Origin of the sequence: Streptomyces dryopteridis, assembly GCF_049606955.1 — a bacterium.
Classification (GTDB): domain Bacteria; phylum Actinomycetota; class Actinomycetes; order Streptomycetales; family Streptomycetaceae; genus Streptomyces.
This window is the reverse complement of record NZ_CP187113.1, coordinates 4,792,572-4,813,308: the sequence shown is the minus strand read 5'-3', so window position 1 is coordinate 4,813,308 and position 20,737 is coordinate 4,792,572. Positions and strand designations below refer to the sequence as shown.

The following is a 20,737-nucleotide window of genomic DNA, read 5'->3' as shown; positions in this document are numbered from 1 at the left end:
GGGACCTCCGACACGTTCCCTCGGGGCGGGCGGCGCGGAACACCGCCAGCGATGTACCTACTAGGTATATGCCTAACCGAAACACCTGTGATTGGATACCGGCCACGCTCGCTCGTCAAGTAGGGAGTCCCCGTGACCCGCCCGCAGCAGCACGTGCCCCCCGCTTCCCCCGCCCCCACCGCTCCCCCGCCGCCCACCCTGGCCCGGCTCGTCGAGCACGCGGCCGAACTCCACGGCCCCCGCGAGGCGTTGGTCGACGGCGAGGTCCGCTGGAGCTTCGCCCGGCTCGCCGAGGAGGTGGCCCGGTCCGCCCGCGCCGTCCTCGCCGCCGGCCTCGCCCCCGGGGACCGGGTCGCCCTGTGGGCCCCCAACAGCCGGCAGTGGATCACCGCCGCGCTCGGCGCCCTCTCCGTCGGCGCCGTCCTCGTCCCCGTCAACACCCGCTACCGGCCCGCCGAGGCCGCCGACGTGATCCGACGCAGCGGCGCCCGCCTGCTGTTCACCGAACGCGGCTTCCTCGGCACCGACTACCCCGACGCGCTCGCCGACTCCGGCGAGGACCTCGGCACGCTCGGCGCGGCGGGCCCCGGGGCCGTGGTCGTGCTGCGCGGGGAGCCAGGCCGCTGGCGCTCCTGGCACGAGCACCTCGCGGCCGGCGCCCGCGTGCCGCGCGCCGAACTCCGCGCCCGGCGCGACGCCGTGCGCCCCGAGGACGTGTCCGACGTGCTCTACACCTCCGGCACCACCGGCCGCTCCAAGGGGGTCACCGCCCTGCACGGGCAGGCCGTCCGCCTGTACACGGCCTGGGCCGAACGCGTCACTCTGCGCGCCGGCGACCGCTACCTCCTCGTCAACCCCTTCTTCCACGCCTTCGGTTGGAAGGCCGGGGTGCTGGCCTGCCTGCTGCGCGGGGCGACGATGCTGCCCGAGGCGGTCTGGGACCCGCGGCGGGCACCGGCCCGGATCGCGCGGGAGCGGATCTCGGTGCTGATGGGCCCGCCCACCCTCTTCCACGGCCTGCTGCGCCACCCCGACCTGGCCCGCCACGACCTGTCCTCGCTGCGGCTGGCCGGCACCGGCGCCGCGTCGATACCGACCGCGCTGGTCGCGGAGATCCGCACCGGGCTCGGCGTGCCGGACGTGTTCACGGCGTACGGGCTCACCGAGTCCGGCGGGGTGGTCACCGTCAACCCGGTGGACGCCGACGCCCACACCCTCGCCCACACCGTGGGCCTGCCCCTGCCCGACACCGAGGTCCGGATCGCCGACCCGAGCGGCCGGAGCCTGCCGCCGGGAGAACCCGGCGAGGTCCAGGTGCGCGGCTACCACGTCACCCCCGGATACCTCGACGATCCGGCGGCCACGGCGGAGGCGGTGCTGCCCGACGGCTGGCTGCGCACCGGCGACGTGGGCACCCTCGACGAACGCGGCTACCTGACCATCACCGACCGGCTCAAGGACATGTACGTGGTGGGCGGGTTCAACGCCTACCCGGCCGAGGTGGAGCAGGTGCTGCTGACGCATCCGGCGGTGCTGGACGCGGCGGTAGTCGGCGCCCCAGACGACCGGCTCGGCGAGGTGGGCGTGGCCTTCCTGGTCACTGAACGGGAGCTTTCCGAGGCCGAGTTGACGGCGTGGAGTCGGGAGCGGCTGGCGAACTTCAAGGTGCCGCGCCGGTTCGCGCGACTGCCGGAGCTGCCGCGCAACGCGGGCGGCAAGGTCCTCAAGGACCCCCTGCGGCGGGCCGCCCGCGCAGCCACCCCGACCACCCCCTGACCAGGCGCGCCCGCGTCCCTCGCACCCGCACCCGCACCCCCGTCTCCCCGCCCCCCTCTCCCCGGCCCCGGCTCCCCCCGCCCCACGAAAGGCGACCGCACATGACGCCCCCGCAGACCCTCGCCCCCGCGCCCTCCCCCGTGCCCACCCCCCTGTCGGTGGGTTTCGACCCGGCGATCGGCACCCTGGCGCCCGCGCCCGAGACGGCCGAGCTGGCCCGCGCGGTGCGCTCCGTGCTGACCCGTCGGGAGGGCGGCGCGGCCTGGGGGCCGTTGGTGGAACGGGTGGGGGTGGCGGGGCTGGCGGTGCCGGAGGAGTACGGGGGCTTGGGGCAGGGGCCGGTGGAGACGGCGGCGGTGGGCGTGGAGCTGGGCCGCGTGCTGTCCCCGGTGCCGTTCCTGGGCTCGGCGGTGGTGGCCACGGGGGCGCTGGTGTCGGCGGCGGACGGGGGCCCGGCGGGGGCGGAGGCGGCGGCGCGGTTGCTGCCGGGACTGGCGGAGGGGCGTACCTCGGCGGCGCTGGCGTGGGCGGAGGCCGGGGACCGGTCCCGGGACCCGTGGGCGCCGGAGGCGTGCCGCACGGTGGCCGTGCCGACGGCCGAGGGCCACGGCGCCGACGGCCACGACGGGCCGGGGTGGCGGTTGACGGGGGTGAAGGGCTGGGTGCCGGTGGGGCCGGTGGACGCGGCGGGCCGGGTGCCGGTGCCGGAGGTGGTGCTGGTGTTCGCGCGGGTCGGGGACCCGGACGGCCCGCTCGCCCTGTTCGAGACCGCGGCCCCGCCCACCGGGTTCCGGGTCCGTGCCACCCTCGACACCACCCGTCCGCTGGCGGAGTTCGAGCTGGCCGGGGTGCCGGCCCGACGCGTCACCGGCCCGGGGACGGCGGAGGGGGCGCGGGTGCTGGGGCGGGTCCGGGACCTGGCGTGCGTGGCGCTGGCGGCCGAGCAGGTGGGCGCGGCCGAACGGGCGGTGGAGTTCACGGTGGCGCACGCCCTGGACCGGGTGCAGTTCGGGCGGCCCATCGGCTCGTTCCAGGCGGTCAAGCACCGGTTGGCGGACATGTGGACGGCGGTGGAGACGGCGCGGGCCTCGATGCTGGCGGCGGCGGCCTCGGACGCGGCGCCGGGCCCGGCGGCGGCGGCCCGGTCGGCCTGCGCGCGGGCGGCGACGTTCGTGGCGGGCGAGACGGTGCAGTTGCACGGCGGGATCGGCATCACCTGGGAGGCCGCGGCGCACCACCACTTCAAGCGGGCGCACGGGGACGCGATCCTGTTCGGCTCCCCGGAGCACCACCGTGACCGGCTGGCGACCCTGCTGGGGCTGGGCCCGGGCCCGGACTCGCCCTGACAACCGCACACGCCTGACCACCGCACACGCCCCGCCACCACACACGCCGCCCCGCCGCCGGACACGCCCCGGCCGGTTTCGGCTCGACGTCGGGCGGTTCGGGGCGGCGCCGGCGATGATGACCGGATGACGACGAATCATTGGGACGCGTTCCGGACGGCCGCGCCGGAGTTCGCCGAGCGGGTCGAGAAGCGGTTCTCGCACCACCCCCACCACGTGCTGGGCACCCTGCGCCGGGACGGGTCGCCGCGGCTGAGCGGGCAGACGGTGGAGTTCCGGGGCGGGGAGCTGTGGCTGGGCATGATGACGGGCAGCCGCAAGGCGGCCGACCTGGTGCGTGACGGTCGGTTCTCGCTGTTCGCGAACCCCGGGGCCGACGACCGGATGCCGGAGGGAGACGTGCGGATCTCGGGTCGGGCGGTGGAGCTCGTCGACCCGCCCGAGCTGCACCGGTGGGCGGAGGAGACGGGGACCCCGCCCGGGGAGGGGCACCTGTTCCGCGTCGAACTGGGCGAGGTGGTGCACACGGCGGTCGACGGGGACGACCTGGTCGTCCGCCTGTGGACGCCCGGCGCCCCGCGCGTCCGGGTCCTGCGCCGCACGGACGCGGACCCGACCACCCGCGAGGAGTGACGTCGGGCGAGGGCCCGTCCCGGTCCCCCCGGGCCGGGACGGGCCCCGTCGGTGGGCCCGGGGATCAGCCGCCGCAGGGCGCCCACACGGAGCTGATCTTGTCGTTGTGGGCGGAGGGCACGTTGATGGTCGGCCCGAATTTGGCGTAGGTCGCGAGCAGGCCGGTCCCGTTGCCGTCGTAGGCGTACAGGGTGCTGCCGGCGCGGTTCCACACGGAACTGGTCTTGTTGTTGATCCCGTAGTCGTTCAGGTTGTAGTTGACGTTGCAGGCGGGGACGACCCACATCCAGCCGCCGCCGTTGGCGTTCTGGAACAGGCACGCCTGGCCGTGCAGACAGTTGTCCCAGCCGAGGGCGGCCGACTCTCCCTTGCTCATGTCGAAGGGCCCGACGAGCGCGTCCTTGGCCTGCGGCGCACCGGCGGCCACGGCGGTCGGCGCGGCCTGCCCGGCGTCCGGCTGGGCCTGGGCGGCTCCGGTGGCGCCGCCGGTGAGTGCGAGGGCGAAGGCGACGGCGGCCAGTCGGCCGAGAATCCTGCGCATGACGTTCTCCTGGGCTCTTTCGCCGGGAGTTCCGGCGGATCGGTGCCCCAGCGTGCCGAACCCGCCGATCTCCGTATTGTCGAATCGCGACACGTTCCGGAGGGCGCAATTCCGAGCGCCTGAGATCGTTTTTCCGTCACGGCCGGGGAATTCTGGCGAGAGTTCGCGTTGGTGATCGCCGCGCGGCCGGGGCAGCATCGGTCCCGACCTCGGCGCGGCTTCGATCTCGGCTTCGATCTCGGCTTCGATCCCGCTTCGTTCTCGCTTCGATCTCGCCTCGATCTCGGCCCCGAGTACGAGCCCGCGCCGGGTCACGAAAGCGCTCGAATCCCCTCTGAGCAGGCGTCAACCGCCGCAGAACACCCGGGAGAAGATCCGACCATGGCGCGCACCCTCCCCGTTCCCCCCTCCGACAACCCTCGAATTCAGGCCCGCGGCATGAAACGGGATTTCTTTCCGCACCCCGCGCTGCACGGCCTGGTGGACACCTATTCGGCATTCGCGTACACGGCGCGTACACCGCGAACCCAGTGGATCGCGCCGACCACGACGGCCGCGTTGAGTTTCGGGTTCGGCGGCGCCGTGCGCACGGAATCGGCCACGAACGCCCGCCCCGGTGTCAGCGCCCCCTCCCGCGCCGCGCTCCCGCTGACCGGGGCCCTCATCGGCCGGCACGAGGGCCGGATCCGGGGCATCACCCTGCGGCTCGGGCCGATCGGGGCGTACGCGTTGTTCGGCGTGCCGATGCACCTGTGGGACGTGCCCTGGCTCGACCCGGTGGACCTGTTGCCGGCCCGCTCGCGCGAGCTGGTGGAACGGCTCGGGGCGGCGGCCGGGCCCGAGGAGCAGGCCCGGCTGCTGGACGCGGCCCTGCTGCCCCTGGTGGAGCGGGGTCCGCGGATCTCGCCGGAGGTGGTGCGGGTGTGGCACGAGTTGCACCGCACCCGGGGCCGGCGTCCGGTCCGCGAGCTGGCGGCGGAGGTGGGGTGGAGCGTCCGGCACCTGGAGCGCCTGTTCCGCGTCCACGTCGGGCGCAGCCCCGCCGCCATCGCCCGTACCCTGCGGTTCGGCACGGCCCTGCGGGCCTGGCGGACGGGGCACTCGCTGGCCCGGGCGGCCCTGCTCGCCGGTTACGGCGACCAGGCCCATTTCAACCACGCGTGCAAGGCGATGACCGGCCTCAGCCCGACCCGCCTGCCCGCCGACCTCCTCGACTGGCACCCCGGTCCCCGACCCCACACCCGGCTCGCGCTCAGGTGAGGCCGAAGGGGTAACCGGTGGGACCGGGCAGGTCCAGCGGGAGGGTCGGGACGGGGGACCCTGGGTCGCCGGGGCCGCCGCCGGGATCGCCGCCCGGGCCCCCACCCGGCCCCTCGCCCGGGCCTCCGTCGGGGGCGACGAGGACCCGGTTGCGGTCGATGGTCAGGCGGGCCCCGCCGAAGGTCGCGGCGTGGTCGCCCCGGTACTGGTGGACCCGACTCGCCCCGGACCACAGCGGGGTGCCGGCGGGCAGGCCCATCGCCGTGTCGCCGGTCTCCGCCCGGCCGTTCCACGCCGCCGACCACAGCACGTCGGGGGTGCCCGCCCGCTCGCGTTCGTGGTGCCCGGCCAGGGCCCGGACCCCGGAGTTCGCGGCGGCGTAGACCCCGGAGGCCCAGCCGAGTTCGTGCAGGCGCTCGGTCCAGGCGGCGGTGTAGGCGAGCACGGGCGCGTCCCAGGCGGCACGGTCCTGGTAGTGCTCGACGTCGAGGTACAGGACGCTGCCGGGGGCCAGTCCGAGGGCGCGGGCCGCGGCGGCGGCGCCGTCGGCGGCCTCCAAGCCCTGCCGGGCGGCGGCCGCGGGCTCGCCGGCCAGGGCGGTGGCGCGGTTGGCCCAGGGTTGCGGGCCCACCCAGATCGGCATCGGGTGCCAGCCGGCCGCGCGTTGCCGTTCGATCCAGTCGGCGGTCAGTCGGGGTTGGGCGCAGGCGCGGGCCCGGCCGCCGATGTACACGCCGACGGCCCGGAAGGGGCTGTGGGCGCGCCAGGCGTCCATGGTGTCCTGGGTGGGGGCGGTGCACGCGTCGAAGCCCTCGACGTCGAGGGGTTCGGGACGACCGGTCGGACGGCCGGCGGTGCGTGGGGTCGCCGGGTGGGCGGCGGGGGTGGCGGTCGCGGTGCGGGCGAGGCCGGGGGCGCCGGCGTCGGCGTCGAGGTCGGTGACGGCGCGTTCCAGGATGCGGCGCACGGTGTCGGGGGTCTCGGCGTAGGAGACCGTGGCCAGCAGTCGCCCGCCGGGCAGGGTGCGGCGGGCCTCGCGGGCGGCGCGCAGGGCGGCGGCCACCGGGCCGTCGCCGTCCTCGGTGAGTTCGGCGAGCCGGTCCAGGGTGGGCAGGTCCACGCGGGGCGCGGCCTCGGCGGCGGGTTCGAGGTGCAGGGTGTCGGCCCGGTCGGCGGCTCCTCGGGCCGGGCAGTCGGCCTGGTCGCCGGGGGTGCCGAGGTAGAGGGTGGGCCGGTCCAGGCGCAGGCAGGCGTGCGGGTCGCGGGCGAAGTCGACGACGCGCCAGTCGGCGGGGACGGTGACGGTGGTGCCGAGGTAGTCGACCTCGCGGCCGTCGGCGGGTGCGCGGGGCACGGCGGTGGGGCCGGCCCAGGCGGCGCCGCCGGTGAGGAGGAGCACGGCCCCGCAGGCGGAGGCGAGGAGTCGGGACGGGCGGAGGGGGTGGCGGGGCCGGCGGCGCGGGCCGGGCGGTCGGGTCGGCATGCCCCGAAGTCCTATCAGGGCCGGGCCGGTTCGCCGGCCGCCCGCCGGTGTGCCGGTTGGCCCGTCCGGCCGCACCCGCACGGGCCCCGGCGGCCGGCCCGCACCCCGCGCGCAGGCGCCCGGACAACCCGTTCGTGTGCCCCTCCACCCGCGACGGGCTCCCCCGCGCGGCACACCGGTCGGGGACGGGGAGGTCGCGCGTCGCCGGGATCGGGGTACGGGAGGGTACGGGGTGGGGGGCCGACGGGCCGCGGCCCGGGGTGGTGCGGGTGCGCCCGCTTCGAGGACGCGGCGGGCGGCCGGTGGTCCCCGATCGACGAAGCCGCGGTCTTCCGTGCGACGCGGCGCTTCGGCCGGAGTCGGCGTTCGCCGCGGGGGCATTCGTCGCGTGCGCGCTCCTCACGACCCACGGGCCGACGGGCCGTCGACGGGCCGGTCACGGTCTCCACGAGGCCGCACGGCGTGAGGACCCCGGGCGGGCACGACACGTTCACAACGCCCCCGGCACGACACCCGCTCACCCCCTGACGCCGACACCCCGCCGCCACCGGTCAACCGGGACGGAGGGCCGGGCGCGACGCACGTGACCACCCCCGTGGGTCACGACCGTGCACCGTGCACCGGGTCCCGCGTCCCGCGTCCCGCCCCGGACCGGCCGGGGCTACAGTCCGGCGCCGCCCGTGGCGTCCAGGACGCGGCCGGTGATCCAGCGGGCGTCGTCGGAGGCGAGGAAGGCGACGACGTCGGCGATGTCCTCGACGCGTCCGACCCGCCCGAGCGCCGCGAGCCCGGCGGCCGCCGCCTCCGCCTCGGGGTTCCCGCGCAGCCAGTCGGCGTTCACGTCGGTGTCGACGATGCCGGGGGCGACGGAGTTCACCGTGATGCCGCGCGGGCCGAGGGATTTGGCGAGGTTGAGGGTGAGGTTGTCGAGGGCGGCCTTGGTGGCACCGTAGGCGAGGGCGTTCGGCATCGCGAGGCGGGCGGCGCCGCTGGAGACGTTGACGATCCGGCCGCCGTCGCGGAGCCGGCCCAGGGCCTCCTTGACCACGAAGAACGGGGCCCGCACGTTGACGGCGAAGACCTCGTCGAAGGCGGTCTCGGTGAGCGCGTCGAGGGGGACGGGCAGGCCGATGCCGGCGTTGTTGACGAGCACGTCGACGTGGCCGTCCGTGCGCGGGTGTGCGTCGTAGCGGGCCCAGAGGGCGGCGGCGTCGCCGTGGGTGCCGAGGGGCGCGTGCAGGGCGAAGGCGCGGTCGCGGCCGATGGTGTCCACGACGGCCTCGGCGGCGTCCTTGTCGCGGGCGTAGGTGAGGGCCACGCGGTATCCGTCCCGCCCCAGGCGTTCGGCGACGGCCCGCCCGATCCCCCGACTGCCCCCGGTGACCAGCGCGAACTTCTCGGTCATGACACCCTCTCATTTCTTTAGCGATCACTTAAGAAAGGAAGCTAGCACGACTTCCGTAGCGCCCACTAAACAAACCTGACGAACTCGCTGCCCCGGTCCGCGAAAGATCACGGGGAACAGGGGTACGGCCATGGACATGAACGCGGGCACGGACGCGGGCACGGACGCAGGCGCAGGCGCAGGCACGGACACGGACGCGGGCTCGAACGACGACACGAGCCGGGGGCCCGCCTTGGTCTCGGGGGTCCGGGCGCGCGACCTCACCCTGACCCGGCGCCTGCTGCGCGAGGACGACGACCACCGTTCCGGCGTCCGGGAGGCCGCGTTCTCCCCGGCGGTCCGCATGCACACCGGGGACATCACGGAGGTGCTGCCGGAGCACGGCGCGGACCCGGCCCCGTGTCCGCCGAACGAACTGCCGACGCCGCGCGAGGCGGTGGAATCCGGTTCGTCCGCGTTGGTCTCGGCGCTCTCGCGCCACGCGCTCCCGGACCGCCACTCGGTGGAGGAGCTCTCGGAACCACGCGCTCGCGGCCCGATGGCACGAAACGGGGGGGTGGAGCCCGCACTGCGTCGCCGGACGGGCCGCCGGGACGACCCCGTGGTCCGCACCCGGGTCCGGGACGACCGGTACCACGTCCTCGATGAGTTCACCCTCGGCGGCAAGTCCGTACGGGACGGCACGCGGCGATCCTCACCGAGCCGGAGGCCCTGCCGGGCGTCCGGACCCCGTTCGACGAGTCGGCGGCGCGGGGGCGGCGTGGCTCAGGGGGTGTGCTCGGCGAAGGCCGGCAGGGCCAGGATCCGGGTCTGCGCCGCGTCGTCCATGAGCGCGACCAGCGGCAGCACCTGCTCCCACAGGTCGCGCGCCGCCACCTCCCGCGCCAGGGCGTCCAGTTCGGCCTCCTCCAGGGCGCCGACCTGACCGGCCAGCGCGCGTCGCGCCTCCTCTGGCAGCGCGTCGGCGAGCGGCAGGAACTCCGCCCACAGACCGAGCCCGAGCACCGTGCGCACCACCCGTCCCAGCACCGCCGCGTCCCGCAGGGCCGGGAGTTCGGCGACCACCGCGCGTTCGGCCGGCGGCAGCAGCGCCACGAGCGGCAGCAGCGCCCCCCACAGGCCCTCCGCGTCCGTGACCCGCACGACCGCGTCCAGTTCGGCCGGGTCGAGCCGGGCCGCGAGGGTCGCGATGCGGGTCCGGCCGGCGGTGTCCACGAGTTCGGCGACGGACAACGCCGCCGGCCACAACGCGGGTTCGACGGCGGCCGTGCGCACGACCCGGGTCAACCGGGCGTCGTCGAGCGAGGCGACCACGGGGGTGAGCGCGTCGAGCCGGTCCACGTAGTGGCCGGCGGACAGCAGGGAGGCGTCGTCGATCCGGTCGAGGATCCGGGCCAGGGCGGGCGCGGGCAGCCGGCCGACGAACCGGCCCATGGTCACGTGGTCGGCGCGTGCGGCGACCGTGACGGCCACGTCCACCAGCAGGTCCTCGTCCAGCCGGGCCACGATGTCCGCGATCCGGCGCGGGTCCAGGTGCGCGCAGGACTCGGCGGTGAACGCGGCCGGCAGCCGGGAGATGATCTCCGCCGCGCGCGCCGGGTCCAGCCGGCCCGCGACGGCGGCGGCCAGCCGCGGCCCGAGCGCCTTCTCGCTGATCGCGGCGGCCACGGCGGCCGGCACGAGGCGGGTGGCGGCGGCGATCCGGTCGAGCAGTTCGGGCCCGGAGTCGTGCCGCGCGGCGAGCGCCCGCTCGCGGAATGCGGCGAGGTCGGCGGCCGGCAACCGGCCGAGGAAGGCGAGGTCGGCGGGGGCCTCGCCGAGCACGCGGGCAATCTTGTCGATCTCGGCGCGGGTGCGCAGCGCATCGGAGGCGGTCGCGGGGGTCACGGCGGTCACGGGGGTCCCCTTCACCGGAACAGGATCTTGCGGACGGGGCCCCGGGCGAGGGCGGGGACGAGCGCGAGGGCCTTCTCGGCGGCCTCGGTCAGGCCCTCGGCGCGCTGCTCGCGGTCGCGGCGCAGGGCGTCGGCGAGCCGCGCGAGCTCGGCGTCGGTCAACTCCCGGAACCCGCCGGGCGGCACCGCACCCCCCAACTCCTTCGCCAGTGCGCCCAGTTGCTCGTCGCTCATGACAAACCTCCCGGTGGGGACGGATGCGATGCGGGCAGCCTGACCCTTATTGGACTCGGCGTCAATACTCCGCGCGCGCACCCACCCGAAGCCCCCGCAACCTACCCCCCGCCCCCACACCCACCCCGCCCCCCACCACCCACCCGGCCCACCCCCACCCCACCCATCCCCCACCCGGCCCAACGGCGCCCGGCCCGGGCCACAATGAACCCCATGCCGGACACCCCCTTCGCCCACGACTCCGCCCCCTACCTCGCCCCGCGCCCCGACGGGCGGCCGGACGCCTGGACGGAGGAGACCCGCGCCCGGGGCCGGGTCGGCGGCCAACGGATCCTCTTCGCGGGCGAGGTGCCGGCGGACGAGGAGATCGCGACCCGCCTCGACGTGCCGGTCGGGGAGCCGGTGGTGGTCCGTCGCCGGATCATCGAACTCGACGGGGTCCCCACCGAACTCACCGACACCCACTACCCGACCGCGATCGCCCGCGACACCGCGCTCGCCGGCACCGCGAAGATCACGGGCGGGGCGGTCACCCTCCTGGCCCGCCTCGGGCACGTCGGGGCGCGGATCACGGAGGAGATCACGGCCCGCCTGCCCACCCCCGCCGAACGCGAACTCCTCGCCCTCCCCACCGACCCCCCGGACCCCCTGCTCCGCGTCACCCGCACTACCCACGACGCGCACGGCCGCCCGATCCAGGTCGACGTGATGCTGATGCCCGCCTCCCGCAACACCCTCCACCACGAAACCCCCGTCCCACCCGCCTGACCCGGCGGACGGGCGCCCCTCACCCCAACCAGGGCGCGGAACGGCCCGCGAGGAAGTGTTCGAGGCGCAGGCGCTGGGTGTGGTGCAGGGGCAGCGCGGGCAGGTCTTCCGGGGCCACGAACCGCAGGTCCGTGCTCTCGTCGGAGATCGCCAACTCCCCTCCGACCACCCGCGCGGTGAAGCACACGTTGAACTGCCGGCGCACCTCGCCGTCGTCGTACGCGATCACGTGCCGGGGGTCGGTGTAGGTGCCGACCAGGCCGGTGATCTCCACCTCCAACCCGGTCTCCTCACGCACCTCCCGCACGGCGGCCCCGGGCAACGACTCCCCCATCTCCATGCCCCCGCCGGGCAGCGCCCACAGCCCGCTGTCGGCACGCCGCTGCATCAACACCCGCCCCTCCGCGTCCGCCACCACGGCGGAGGCCGCGACGACCATGCTGTTCGGCTCGGGCGCGGCGGGATCGTCCCAGTACTCGGTCCGGCCCATCTCATTCCTCCCAGGGGTGCGCGGCGTCCCACACCGCGTCGAAACTCGTCTCGTAGGTGGAGAACAGTCCGTCCGACGTGACCTTCCTCAAGTGCCACACCGGGGCCCGGTACGCATTCGTTCCCCAGACGTGCGCGTTGACCAACATCCGGTCGCCTCCCCGAAAAATGCTGTTGTAGAGGGTCGTTCCATGCGTGCGGAGTTCGACGCCGTCGATCGCGCGCAGGGGCTCGTAGTGCATCAGAGCAAGCCTGCACCGTGCCTGGATCCCGTGCCCGAACCGCTCTTCCTCGCCTCTGCGGTGCACGCTCTCACTGTCGGGGTCGCCCACCGCGATGCGCACCCGGCAACCGTCGCGGGCCTTCTCGGCCAGCAACTCGTTCAGGCGCGGGTACGCCTCGTGCAGGAAGACGGCCGCGTAGGCGAGGAGGTCGATCCGCTCCTTGGCGGACGCAATGACATCGACGAACATCGACATCGGAACGTCCGCCCGCTGTTCGTACAGGGTCACGAGTTCCGGGCTGATCGCTCTCGCGGCCCGGGGTTGCCGGATCTCGGGCCACAGCACGTGGACGTCCTCGCCCAACGCCTCGGCCGCCCTGACCGCTGTGCGCTGTCTTGGGGTTCGCCCCAGATTGACCCAGCGCTCGACCGATTTGGGATCCACCTCCACCCGTTCCCCCAAGGCCGCGTGTGTCCAGCCCCCGCGTGCCATCGCCTCTCGCAACCGCTCATTCGACACGGCGATCCCCTCCTGTGAGTCAGGGACGTTCTACACACCCGAGGACGTCCCCAAGTGGGAAACGTGGGAGGTGCCTCCGTCCTGGTGACCGACAACACCATGGCCACATGACCGGCCCCACGCGGTACGAAGCCGCGCCCGCAGACCCCGTGTCCGCCCTGTTCCCACCCGTCCCGCCCACGCCCGTGCCCGGCTGTGCCCGGTGTGCGGCACTCGCCGAGGAGCGGGTCCGGGCGCGTGCCGGCGGGGACCTCAGTCGGGTCACCGATTGCGATGTGTTGTTGCGTCGGCATCCGGAGGGGCACCGGTGAGCGCCGGGGGCGGCGGGCCCGTGCTCACCCTGCGGGTGTCCCGTGACGGCGGGCGGACCTGGGGGCCCGCGCTCGTCGTCACCCGGGACCGGAGGCCGGGCGAGGGCCCGCCGCCCGTGTCCGGGGCGTGGCCGCCGTGTCGGTGTCGGCGGTGTCGGGCTTCCGCGTGACGGTCCCCCGGGGCGCGGGGCGCGGCGGGGGTCAGTTGTCCTCGAACCAGTCTTCGCCTCGGGCCCAGTGCGCGGCCCAGCCGGTGAAGCCGGGGGTGCCCGGCATGAGGGTTTCGCCGGCGGGGGCGCCGAAGGGGATCGCGCCGAACTCGTCGATCATCCAGACGTGGCCGCGCCGGGGGCCGGTGAGGACGAGGTGCCAGTACATGCCGCAGCCGTCCGTGCCGAGCAGCAGGGAGCCGCGGTCGCAGACCTCGTCGGTGCGTGCCTCGAACTCCGCCGTCGTCTCGCCGTCCTCGGGCCCGTCCTCCTCCCAGATCCACTGGTCGGTGAGCGGGAAGGGCGCCGACAGCACCCGTCGCGCCCGCCCCGCGCCCCAGTCGGACGGTTCCTCGTCCAACGGCAGCAGCCCGTAGTGCGGGGGGCCGGCGGGCAGGCCGCCGCAGATCTCGGCCGTGAAGGTGCGGTACGGCTCGGGCAGCGTCACCTCGTGTTCCGCCTCGAAGGCCCGCACCGCCTCCCAACCCGCGGGCGGGGCGGCGTCGGTTCGGGTGCCGAAGATCTCGCGGAGGGCGAGGAGTTCGGCCGGGTCCGGGGTCTCGGTGCGCAGAGTGGTCGGAGTGGGCGGAGTGCTCGGCGTGGGCGGAGTGGTCGGAGTGCTCGGCGTGGTCGGAGTGCTCATGGCCGCATCCTGCCTCGGGCCCGCGACGGTCGGGCCGGCGGCCCCCGGACGTCGCCCCCCCCCAAACGTCCGGCCCCACCGTCGGGTTCAGTCCCCGGCCCCCGTCGGGTCCGTCGGGTCCGTCCCGTCCGTCGCGTCCGTCAGGTCGCCGAAGTCGCCGACCTCCGACGCGACCCAGGTCGCGTAGCCGTCGGAGGCGGCCGCGGTGGGGAGGACCAGCCATTGGGGGAGGTCGTAGGGGTGTTCCTCGTGGAGCCAGCGGGTGAGTTCCGGGAGGCGGGCGCGGGTGGTCTTGAAGGAGATCCGCCATTCGGTGTCCGTGGCCGTGCGGCCTTCCCAGCGGTAGACGGCCGTGAGCGGGCCGTCCACGTGCGCGCACGCCGCGAGGCGGGCCTCCACCGCGCCGCGCGCCAGTTCCCGGGCCGACGGTTCGCCGTCCACCGTCGTCTGCGCGACCACCACGTCCGTCGTCATCCTGGTCCCTCTCCCTCGTCCTCGTCCTCGTCCGGTGCTCGCCGCGCGCTCGCGTGATCCGTACCCCGAACATGCCACAGCACCCGCTCCCTGGTCGGGGACAGCGGGTGCCGTGTCAGAGTGCCGCACGCCGTTGTGCGGACCGATGAGGGGTCCGGGTCGCCGCCGCCCGTGCCCCGCGAGGGGGTGGGCGGCGGTTCGCCGGGTGTCGGGGTCAGACGGTCAGCGAGCGGTCCGTGGGCTTGACCGGGTACGGGAGGGTGGAGCCGCCGGTGAGGTAGCGGTCCACGCCGCGGGCGGCCGAGCGGCCCTCGGCGATCGCCCACACGATGAGGGACTGGCCGCGACCGGCGTCGCCGGCCACGAACACGCCGTCGACGTTGGTGGCGTAGGAGGCGTCGCGGGCGACGTTGCCCCGCTCGTCGAGCTCCAGGCCGAACTGCTCGACGAGGCCGTTGGCCTGGTCGGTGCCGGTGAAGCCCATGGCCAGGGTGACGAGCTGGGCGGGGATGCGGCGCTCGGTGCCCGGGCGGGGCGTGAGCTTGCCGTCCACGAAGTCGACCTCGACGAGGTGGAGGGCCTGCACGTTGCCGTCCTCGTCGCCCTCGAAGTGGGTGGTGGAGACGGAGTAGACCCGCTCGCCGCCCTCCTCGTGCGCGGAGGTGATCTTGTACAGCATGGGGAACGTGGGCCAGGGCTGCCCGGCGGGGCGGTCCTCGCCCGGCTTGGGCATGATCTCCAGCTGGGTGACGGAGGCGGCGCCCTGGCGGTGGGCGGTGCCCACGCAGTCGGCGCCGGTGTCGCCGCCGCCGATGACGACGACGTGCTTGCCCTCGGCGGTGATGGGGGGCGTCATGAAGTCGCCCTCCTGCACCTTGTTGGCGAGCGGCAGGTACTCCATGGCGAAGTGGATGCCGCCGAGTTCGCGGCCCGGGACGGGCAGGTCGCGGGAGACGGTGGCGCCGGCGGCGATGACGACGGCGTCGTAGCGGCGGCGCAGGCCGTCGGCGGGGATGTCGCGGCCGATCTCGACGCCGGTGCGGAACTTGGTGCCCTCCGCGCGCATCTGCTCGATGCGGCGGTTGATGTGCACCTTCTCCATCTTGAACTCGGGGATGCCGTAGCGGAGCAGGCCGCCGACGCGGTCGGCGCGCTCGAACACGGCGACCGTGTGGCCGGCCCGGGTGAGCTGCTGGGCGGCGGCGAGGCCGGCGGGGCCGGAGCCGATGACGGCGACGGTCTTGCCCGACAGGCGGTCCGGGGGCTGCGGGGTGACGTCCCCGTTGTCCCACGCCTTGTCGATGATCGAGACCTCGACGTTCTTGATGGTGACGGCCGGCTGGTTGATGCCGAGCACGCACGCCGACTCGCACGGGGCCGGGCACAGCCGCCCGGTGAACTCCGGGAAGTTGTTCGTGGCGTGCAGCCGCTCCGAGGCCGCCGACCAGTCCTCGCGGTACGCGAAGTCGTTCCACTCGGGGATGAGGTTCCCCAGCGGGCAGCCGTTGTGGCAGAACGGGATGCCGCAGTCCATGCAGCGGCCGGCCTGCTCGGAGACGATCGGCAGCAGGGAGCCGGGAACGTAGACCTCGTTCCAGTCCTTGAGCCGCTCCGCCACGGGGCGGGAGCAGGCCGTCTGCCGGGGGGTGGTGAGGAAGCCCTTCGGGTCAGCCATGGGTCGCCGCCTCCATCATCTTCTCGGTGGTCTCGGACTCGGAGAGTCCGGCCAGCTCAGCGGCGTCCTTGGCGGCGAGCACTGCCTTGTACGTGGTCGGGATGATCTTGCTGAAGCGGGTGGAGGCGGTGTCCCAGTCGGCCAGCAGCTTCGCGGCGACGGTGGATCCGGTCTCCTCCTCGTGGCGGCGCACCACGTCGTGCAGCCACAGCAGGTCCTCGGCGCTCGGGGTCTCGACCGCCCCCAGGTTGCCGACGTTGACGTTGTCGCGGGCCAGGTCCACGACGTAGGCGACGCCGCCCGACATGCCGGCCGCGAAGTTGCGTCCGGTCTCGCCGAGGACGACGGCCGTGCCGCCGGTCATGTACTCGCAGCCGTGGTCGCCCACACCCTCCGAGACGACCAGGGCGCCGGAGTTGCGGACGCAGAAGCGTTCGCCGGTGCGGCCGCGCAGGAACAGTTCGCCGCCCGTGGCGCCGTAGCCGATGGTGTTGCCGGCGATGGTGGAGTACTCGGCGAGGTGGTCGGCGCCCCGGTCGGGGCGGACCACGATGCGGCCGCCGGAGAGGCCCTTGCCGACGTAGTCGTTGGCGTCGCCCTCCAGGCGGAGCGTGATGCCCTTGGGGAGGAAGGCGCCGAAGGACTGGCCGGCGGAACCGGTGAAGGTCAGGTCGACGGTGTTGTCGGGCAGGCCCGCGCCGCCGAAACGCTTGGTGACCTCGTGGCCGAGCATGGTGCCGACGGTGCGGTTGATGTTGCGGATCGCGACCTGGGCGCGCACCGGGTGGGCGGCCTCGGCGGACTCGGCGTTCAGGGCGTCGGCGGCGAGCTTGATCAGCTCGTTGTCGAGCGCCTTCTCCAGGCCGTGGTCCTGCTCGATCAGGGCGTGGCGGACGGCGCCCTCGGGCAGCTCGGGCACGTGGAACAGGGGTTCCAGGTCCAGGCCCTGCGCCTTCCAGTGGGTGACGGCGCGGCTGGTGTCCAGCAGCTCCGCGTGGCCCACGGCCTCCTCGATGGTGCGGAAGCCGAGTTCGGCGAGGATCTCGCGGACCTCTTCGGCGATGAACTCGAAGAAGTTGACGACGAATTCGGGCTTGCCGGAGAAGCGGTCGCGCAGGACCGGGTTCTGGGTGGCGATGCCGACGGGGCAGGTGTCGAGGTGGCAGACGCGCATCATGACGCAGCCGGAGACCACGAGCGGGGCGGTCGCGAAGCCGAATTCCTCGGCGCCGAGGAGGGCGGCGATGACCACGTCGCGGCCGGTCTTGAGCTGGCCGTCGGTCTGGACGACGATGCGGTCGCGCAGGCCGTTGAGGAGCAGGGTCTGCTGGGTCTCGGCGAGGCCGAGTTCCCAGGGGCCGCCCGCGTGCTTGAGCGAGGTGAGCGGGGAGGCGCCGGTGCCGCCGTCGTGACCGGAGATGAGGACCACGTCCGCGTGCGCCTTGGAGACGCCCGCCGCGACGGTGCCCACGCCGACCTCGGAGACCAGCTTCACGTGGATGCGGGCGGCCGGGTTGGCGTTCTTCAGGTCGTGGATGAGCTGGGCGAGGTCCTCGATCGAGTAGATGTCGTGGTGCGGCGGCGGGGAGATCAGGCCGACGCCGGGGGTGGAGTGCCGGGTCTTGGCGACCCACGGGTAGACCTTGTGGCCGGGCAGCTGGCCGCCCTCGCCGGGCTTGGCGCCCTGGGCCATCTTGATCTGGATGTCGTCGGCGTTGACGAGGTACTCGCTGGTGACGCCGAAGCGGCCGGAGGCGACCTGCTTGATGCTGGAGCGGCGCGCCGGGTCGTACAGGCGGTCCGGGTCCTCGCCGCCCTCACCGGTGTTGGACTTGCCGCCCAGCTGGTTCATGGCGATGGCGAGGGTCTCGTGGGCCTCGCGGGAGATGGAGCCGTAGGACATGGCGCCGGTGGAGAACCGCTTGACGATCTCGGAGATCGGCTCGACCTCGTCCAGCGGGATCGAGGGGCGGTCGGAGGTGAAGCCGAACAGGCCGCGCAGCGTCATCAGGCGCTCGGACTGCTCGTTCACCCGCTCCGTGTACTTCTTGAAGATGTCGTACCGGCGGTTGCGGGTGGCGTGCTGGAGGCGGAAGACCGTGTCCGGGTCGAACAGGTGCGGTTCGCCTTCGCGGCGCCACTGGTACTCGCCGCCGATCTCCAGCGCGCGGTGCGCGGGGGCGATGCCGGAGGCCGGGTACGCCTTGGCGTGTCGGGCGGCGACCTCCTTGGCGACGACGTCCAGGCCGGCGCCGCCGATCTTGGTGGCGGTGCCGTTGAAGTAGCGGCCGACGAACTCGTCGTTCAGGCCGACGGCCTCGAAGACCTGCGCGCCGCGGTAGGAGGCGACGGTGGAGATGCCCATCTTGGACATGACCTTCAGGACGCCCTTGCCGAGGGCGTAGATGAGGTTGCGGATGGCCTGCTCGGGCTCGATGCCCTCGATGAAGGTGCCGGCGCGGACCAGGTCCTCGACGGATTCCATCGCCAGGTAGGGGTTGACGGCGGCGGCGCCGTAGCCGACCAGGAGGGCCACGTGGTGGACCTCGCGCACGTCGCCGGCCTCGATGAGCAGGCCGACCTGGGTGCGCTGCTGGGTGCGGATCAGGTGGTGGTGCACGGCGGAGGTGAGCAGCAGCGAGGGGATCGGCGCGTGCTCGGCGTCGGAGTGCCGGTCCGACAGGACGACGAGGCGGGCCCCGTTGTCGATGGCGGCGTCGGCCTCGGCGCAGATCTCGTCGATGCGGGCGGCCAGCGCGTCGGCGCCGCCCGAGACCCGGTACAGGCCCGAGAGGGTGGCGGCCTTCATGCCGGGCATGTCGCCGTCGGCGTTGATGTGGATGAGCTTGGCGAGCTCGTCGTTGTCGATCACCGGGAAGGGCAGGGTGACGCTGCGGCAGGACGCGGCGGTCGGGTCGAGCAGGTTGGCCTGCGGGCCCAGGGAGGAGCGCAGCGAGGTGACGAGCTCCTCGCGGATCGCGTCCAGCGGCGGGTTGGTGACCTGCGCGAAGAGCTGCGTGAAGTAGTCGAAGAGCAGCCGGGGCCGCTCGGAGAGCGCGGCGATGGGCGAGTCGGTGCCCATGGAGCCGATGGGCTCGCCGGCGGTGCGGGCCATCGGGGCGACGAGGACGCGGAGCTCTTCCTCGGTGTAGCCGAAGGTCTGCTGGCGGCGGGTGACCGAGGCGTGGGTGTGCACGATGTGCTCGCGCTCGGGGAGGTCCTCCAGCTCGATCTCGCCGGCCTCCAGCCATTCCGCATAGGGGGCCTGGGCGGCGAGGCCGGCCTTGATCTCGTCGTCCTCGACGATGCGGTGCTCGGCGGTGTCCACGAGGAACATGCGGCCCGGCTGGAGCCGGCCCTTGCGGACGATCCGGGAGGGCTCGATGTCGAGGACGCCGACCTCGGAGGAGAGCACGACGAGGCCCTCGTCGGTGACCCAGTAGCGGCCGGGGCGCAGGCCGTTGCGGTCGAGGACCGCGCCGACCTGGACGCCGTCGGTGAAGGTCACGCAGGCGGGGCCGTCCCAGGGCTCCATCATCGTGGCGTGGTACTGGTAGAACGCGCGGCGGGCCGGGTCCATGGAGGTGTGGTTCTCCCACGCCTCCGGGATCATCATCAGCACGCTGTGCGGCAACGACCGGCCGCCGAGGTGGAGCAGCTCCAGGACCTCGTCGAAGGAGGCCGAGTCGGAGGCGTCCGGGGTGCAGATCGGGAAGATCCGGTCCAGGTTCTCGGGGCCGAAGACCTCGGTGGCGAGCTGCGCCTCGCGGGCCTTCATCCAGTTCCGGTTTCCCTTGACCGTGTTGATCTCGCCGTTGTGGGCGACGAACCGGTAGGGGTGCGCCAGCGGCCAGCTCGGGAAGGTGTTGGTGGAGAACCGGGAGTGGACCAGGGCGAGCGCCGAGGCGAAGCGGCGGTCGGAGAGGTCGGGGAAGAAGGGCTCCAGCTGGCCGGTGGTCAGCATGCCCTTGTAGACGATGGTGCGGGCGGAGAGCGACGGGAAGTAGGTCGCGGCCTCGCGTTCGGCGCGCTTGCGCAGCGCGAACGCCTTGCGGTCCAGGGCGATGCCCTCGGCCGGTTCGGCGCCGGCGGCGGGGGCGTCGGCCACGAACACCTGGCGGAACTCGGGCATGGTGGCGCGGGCGCCGTTGCCGAGGAGGTCCGGGGTGACGGGGACGCCGCGCCAGCCGAGGACGGTCAGGCCCTCTTCGGCGGCGATGGTCTCGATGCGGGTGACGGCGTCGGCGCGCTCGGTCTCGTCCGCGGAGAGGAAGGCGATGCCGACGGCGTAGCGGCCGGCGGCCGGCAGCTCGAAGCCGGCGACCTCGCGCAGGAATGCGTCGGGGACCTGACAAAGGATGCCGGCGCCGTCGCCGGAGTCGGGCTCGGAGCCGGTGGCACCGCGGTGCTCCATGTTCCGCAGCACCGTGAGGGCCTGCTCGACCAGCGTGTGCGTGACCTCGCCGGTGAGGTTCGCGACGAAACCGACGCCACAGGCGTCCTTCTCGTTGCGCGGGTCGTAGAGCCCCTGAGGAGAGGGGCGTCCGTCCAGGGGCGACCAAGCGGTGGAGGTCGCGGAGTGCGTGGATGCGGAACGCATCGGCTCTCCCGTCGTCGTCGTGGCATGTGAAGTGCCGAGGGACGACGTTGGCCCTCTGCGAAATTTCGTGCAGGTTACATGATGACGGCGGCCCCGGGAACCGGATAGGTCGTTCCATCATGCGGACACCACACCTGCGGGAACAGGGACGTTCGCGGCGGATCGAGAGACCTTTGGTCCCGACTCGATCCCGGTTCGGGCGGGCTTCCTTGCCCGACGCACGTGCCGGCTCCCGCCGACTCTTGCCCGGCG

General features: G+C 74.1%; 16 protein-coding genes. 5 read left to right on the top strand and 11 right to left on the bottom strand.

What is annotated here, in order from left to right; translation table 11 throughout:
* The first annotated feature begins 132 nt into the window (after nt 1-132).
* From ACN20G_RS20550 to ACN20G_RS20540, 3 genes are all read left to right on the top strand, one after another.
* Nucleotides 133-1,776 carry a FadD3 family acyl-CoA ligase gene (locus ACN20G_RS20550; protein WP_424214265.1) on the top strand — a complete coding sequence of 548 codons (1,644 nt, stop codon included), beginning with the start codon at nt 133-135 and terminating at the stop codon, nt 1,774-1,776.
* 101 nt (nt 1,777-1,877) lie between these two features.
* Nucleotides 1,878-3,122 (top strand): acyl-CoA dehydrogenase family protein, encoded by a 1,245-nt coding sequence (locus tag ACN20G_RS20545; protein WP_424214264.1) that lies wholly within the window; start codon nt 1,878-1,880, stop codon nt 3,120-3,122.
* Between the two features lie 126 nt (nt 3,123-3,248).
* Nucleotides 3,249-3,755: a pyridoxamine 5'-phosphate oxidase family protein gene (locus ACN20G_RS20540; protein WP_424214263.1), complete on the top strand. Its 507-nt coding sequence runs from the start codon at nt 3,249-3,251 to the stop codon at nt 3,753-3,755.
* A gap of 64 nt (nt 3,756-3,819) precedes the next feature.
* Here the strand turns inward: ACN20G_RS20540 and ACN20G_RS20535 are convergent, their stop codons facing one another.
* Complete coding sequence (locus ACN20G_RS20535) at nt 3,820-4,296, bottom strand: peptidase inhibitor family I36 protein (RefSeq protein ID WP_424214262.1); 477 nt, start codon at nt 4,294-4,296, stop codon at nt 3,820-3,822.
* A 438-nt stretch (nt 4,297-4,734) separates the two neighbouring features.
* Here ACN20G_RS20535 and ACN20G_RS20530 point away from each other — a divergent pair, with 438 nt between their 5' ends.
* Nucleotides 4,735-5,556, top strand: a complete 822-nt coding sequence (locus ACN20G_RS20530; RefSeq protein ID WP_424214261.1) for a helix-turn-helix domain-containing protein — start codon at nt 4,735-4,737, stop codon at nt 5,554-5,556.
* Here the strand turns inward: ACN20G_RS20530 and ACN20G_RS20525 are convergent.
* From ACN20G_RS20525 to ACN20G_RS20510, 4 genes are all read right to left on the bottom strand, one after another.
* Nucleotides 5,549-7,039 (bottom strand): glycoside hydrolase domain-containing protein, encoded by a 1,491-nt coding sequence (locus tag ACN20G_RS20525; protein WP_424214260.1) that lies wholly within the window; start codon nt 7,037-7,039, stop codon nt 5,549-5,551. The genes ACN20G_RS20530 and ACN20G_RS20525 overlap by 8 nt on opposite strands.
* Nucleotides 7,040-7,700: 661 nt before the next feature.
* On the bottom strand, nt 7,701-8,444 hold the full coding sequence (locus ACN20G_RS20520; RefSeq protein WP_424214259.1) for an SDR family oxidoreductase: 744 nt from the start codon (nt 8,442-8,444) through the stop codon (nt 7,701-7,703).
* 765 nt (nt 8,445-9,209) lie between these two features.
* Nucleotides 9,210-10,340: a hypothetical protein gene (locus ACN20G_RS20515; protein ID WP_424214258.1), complete on the bottom strand. Its 1,131-nt coding sequence runs from the start codon at nt 10,338-10,340 to the stop codon at nt 9,210-9,212.
* A gap of 11 nt (nt 10,341-10,351) precedes the next feature.
* A complete protein-coding gene (locus ACN20G_RS20510) occupies nt 10,352-10,573 on the bottom strand; it encodes a hypothetical protein (protein WP_424214257.1) in 222 nt (73 codons plus the stop codon).
* Between the two features lie 213 nt (nt 10,574-10,786).
* Between ACN20G_RS20510 and ACN20G_RS20505 the strand changes: the two genes are divergently transcribed.
* Nucleotides 10,787-11,341 (top strand): GntR family transcriptional regulator, encoded by a 555-nt coding sequence (locus ACN20G_RS20505; protein ID WP_424214256.1) that lies wholly within the window; start codon nt 10,787-10,789, stop codon nt 11,339-11,341.
* Nucleotides 11,342-11,360: 19 nt separating this feature from the next.
* On the opposite strand, the gene ACN20G_RS20500 is transcribed toward ACN20G_RS20505, so the two are convergent.
* The 6 genes from ACN20G_RS20500 to gltB all read right to left on the bottom strand — a co-directional run bounded on the left by ACN20G_RS20500 (nt 11,361) and on the right by gltB (nt 20,485).
* Nucleotides 11,361-11,831 (bottom strand): NUDIX domain-containing protein, encoded by a 471-nt coding sequence (locus tag ACN20G_RS20500; protein ID WP_424214255.1) that lies wholly within the window; start codon nt 11,829-11,831, stop codon nt 11,361-11,363.
* A gap of 1 nt (nt 11,832) precedes the next feature.
* Complete coding sequence (locus ACN20G_RS20495; RefSeq protein ID WP_424214254.1) at nt 11,833-12,573, bottom strand: helix-turn-helix domain-containing protein; 741 nt, start codon at nt 12,571-12,573, stop codon at nt 11,833-11,835.
* Between the two features lie 512 nt (nt 12,574-13,085).
* Nucleotides 13,086-13,736, bottom strand: coding sequence for an SMI1/KNR4 family protein (locus ACN20G_RS20490; RefSeq protein ID WP_424214253.1), 651 nt, complete (start codon nt 13,734-13,736; stop codon nt 13,086-13,088).
* 87 nt (nt 13,737-13,823) lie between these two features.
* Entirely contained in the window at nt 13,824-14,210 is a 387-nt protein-coding gene (gene cutA / locus ACN20G_RS20485) for a divalent-cation tolerance protein CutA (protein ID WP_424214252.1), read from the bottom strand.
* 214 nt (nt 14,211-14,424) lie between these two features.
* On the bottom strand, nt 14,425-15,885 hold the full coding sequence (locus tag ACN20G_RS20480; protein ID WP_424214251.1) for a glutamate synthase subunit beta: 1,461 nt from the start codon (nt 15,883-15,885) through the stop codon (nt 14,425-14,427).
* Nucleotides 15,878-20,485, bottom strand: coding sequence for a glutamate synthase large subunit (gene gltB, locus ACN20G_RS20475; RefSeq protein WP_424214250.1), 4,608 nt, complete (start codon nt 20,483-20,485; stop codon nt 15,878-15,880). The genes ACN20G_RS20480 and gltB overlap by 8 nt, the downstream gene beginning before the upstream one ends.
* Nucleotides 20,486-20,737: the final 252 nt, after the last annotated feature.

What these genes read in the sequence shown, in the direction of transcription:
- ACN20G_RS20530 (WP_424214261.1), top strand. Translation starts at nt 4,735, where the DNA reads ATGAAACGGGATTTCTTTCCGCACCCCGCGCTGCACGGCCTGGTGGAC.
- ACN20G_RS20520 (WP_424214259.1), bottom strand. Translation starts at nt 8,444, where the DNA reads ATGACCGAGAAGTTCGCGCTGGTCACCGGGGGCAGTCGGGGGATCGGG.
- ACN20G_RS20490 (WP_424214253.1), bottom strand. Translation starts at nt 13,736, where the DNA reads ATGAGCACTCCGACCACGCCGAGCACTCCGACCACTCCGCCCACGCCG.
- ACN20G_RS20500 (WP_424214255.1), bottom strand. Translation starts at nt 11,831, where the DNA reads ATGGGCCGGACCGAGTACTGGGACGATCCCGCCGCGCCCGAGCCGAAC.
- ACN20G_RS20545 (WP_424214264.1), top strand. Translation starts at nt 1,878, where the DNA reads ATGACGCCCCCGCAGACCCTCGCCCCCGCGCCCTCCCCCGTGCCCACC.
- cutA (WP_424214252.1), bottom strand. Translation starts at nt 14,210, where the DNA reads ATGACGACGGACGTGGTGGTCGCGCAGACGACGGTGGACGGCGAACCG.
- ACN20G_RS20525 (WP_424214260.1), bottom strand. Translation starts at nt 7,039, where the DNA reads ATGCCGACCCGACCGCCCGGCCCGCGCCGCCGGCCCCGCCACCCCCTC.
- ACN20G_RS20480 (WP_424214251.1), bottom strand. Translation starts at nt 15,885, where the DNA reads ATGGCTGACCCGAAGGGCTTCCTCACCACCCCCCGGCAGACGGCCTGC.
- ACN20G_RS20505 (WP_424214256.1), top strand. Translation starts at nt 10,787, where the DNA reads ATGCCGGACACCCCCTTCGCCCACGACTCCGCCCCCTACCTCGCCCCG.
- ACN20G_RS20535 (WP_424214262.1), bottom strand. Translation starts at nt 4,296, where the DNA reads ATGCGCAGGATTCTCGGCCGACTGGCCGCCGTCGCCTTCGCCCTCGCA.
- ACN20G_RS20510 (WP_424214257.1), bottom strand. Translation starts at nt 10,573, where the DNA reads ATGAGCGACGAGCAACTGGGCGCACTGGCGAAGGAGTTGGGGGGTGCG.
- gltB (WP_424214250.1), bottom strand. Translation starts at nt 20,485, where the DNA reads ATGCGTTCCGCATCCACGCACTCCGCGACCTCCACCGCTTGGTCGCCC.
- ACN20G_RS20540 (WP_424214263.1), top strand. Translation starts at nt 3,249, where the DNA reads ATGACGACGAATCATTGGGACGCGTTCCGGACGGCCGCGCCGGAGTTC.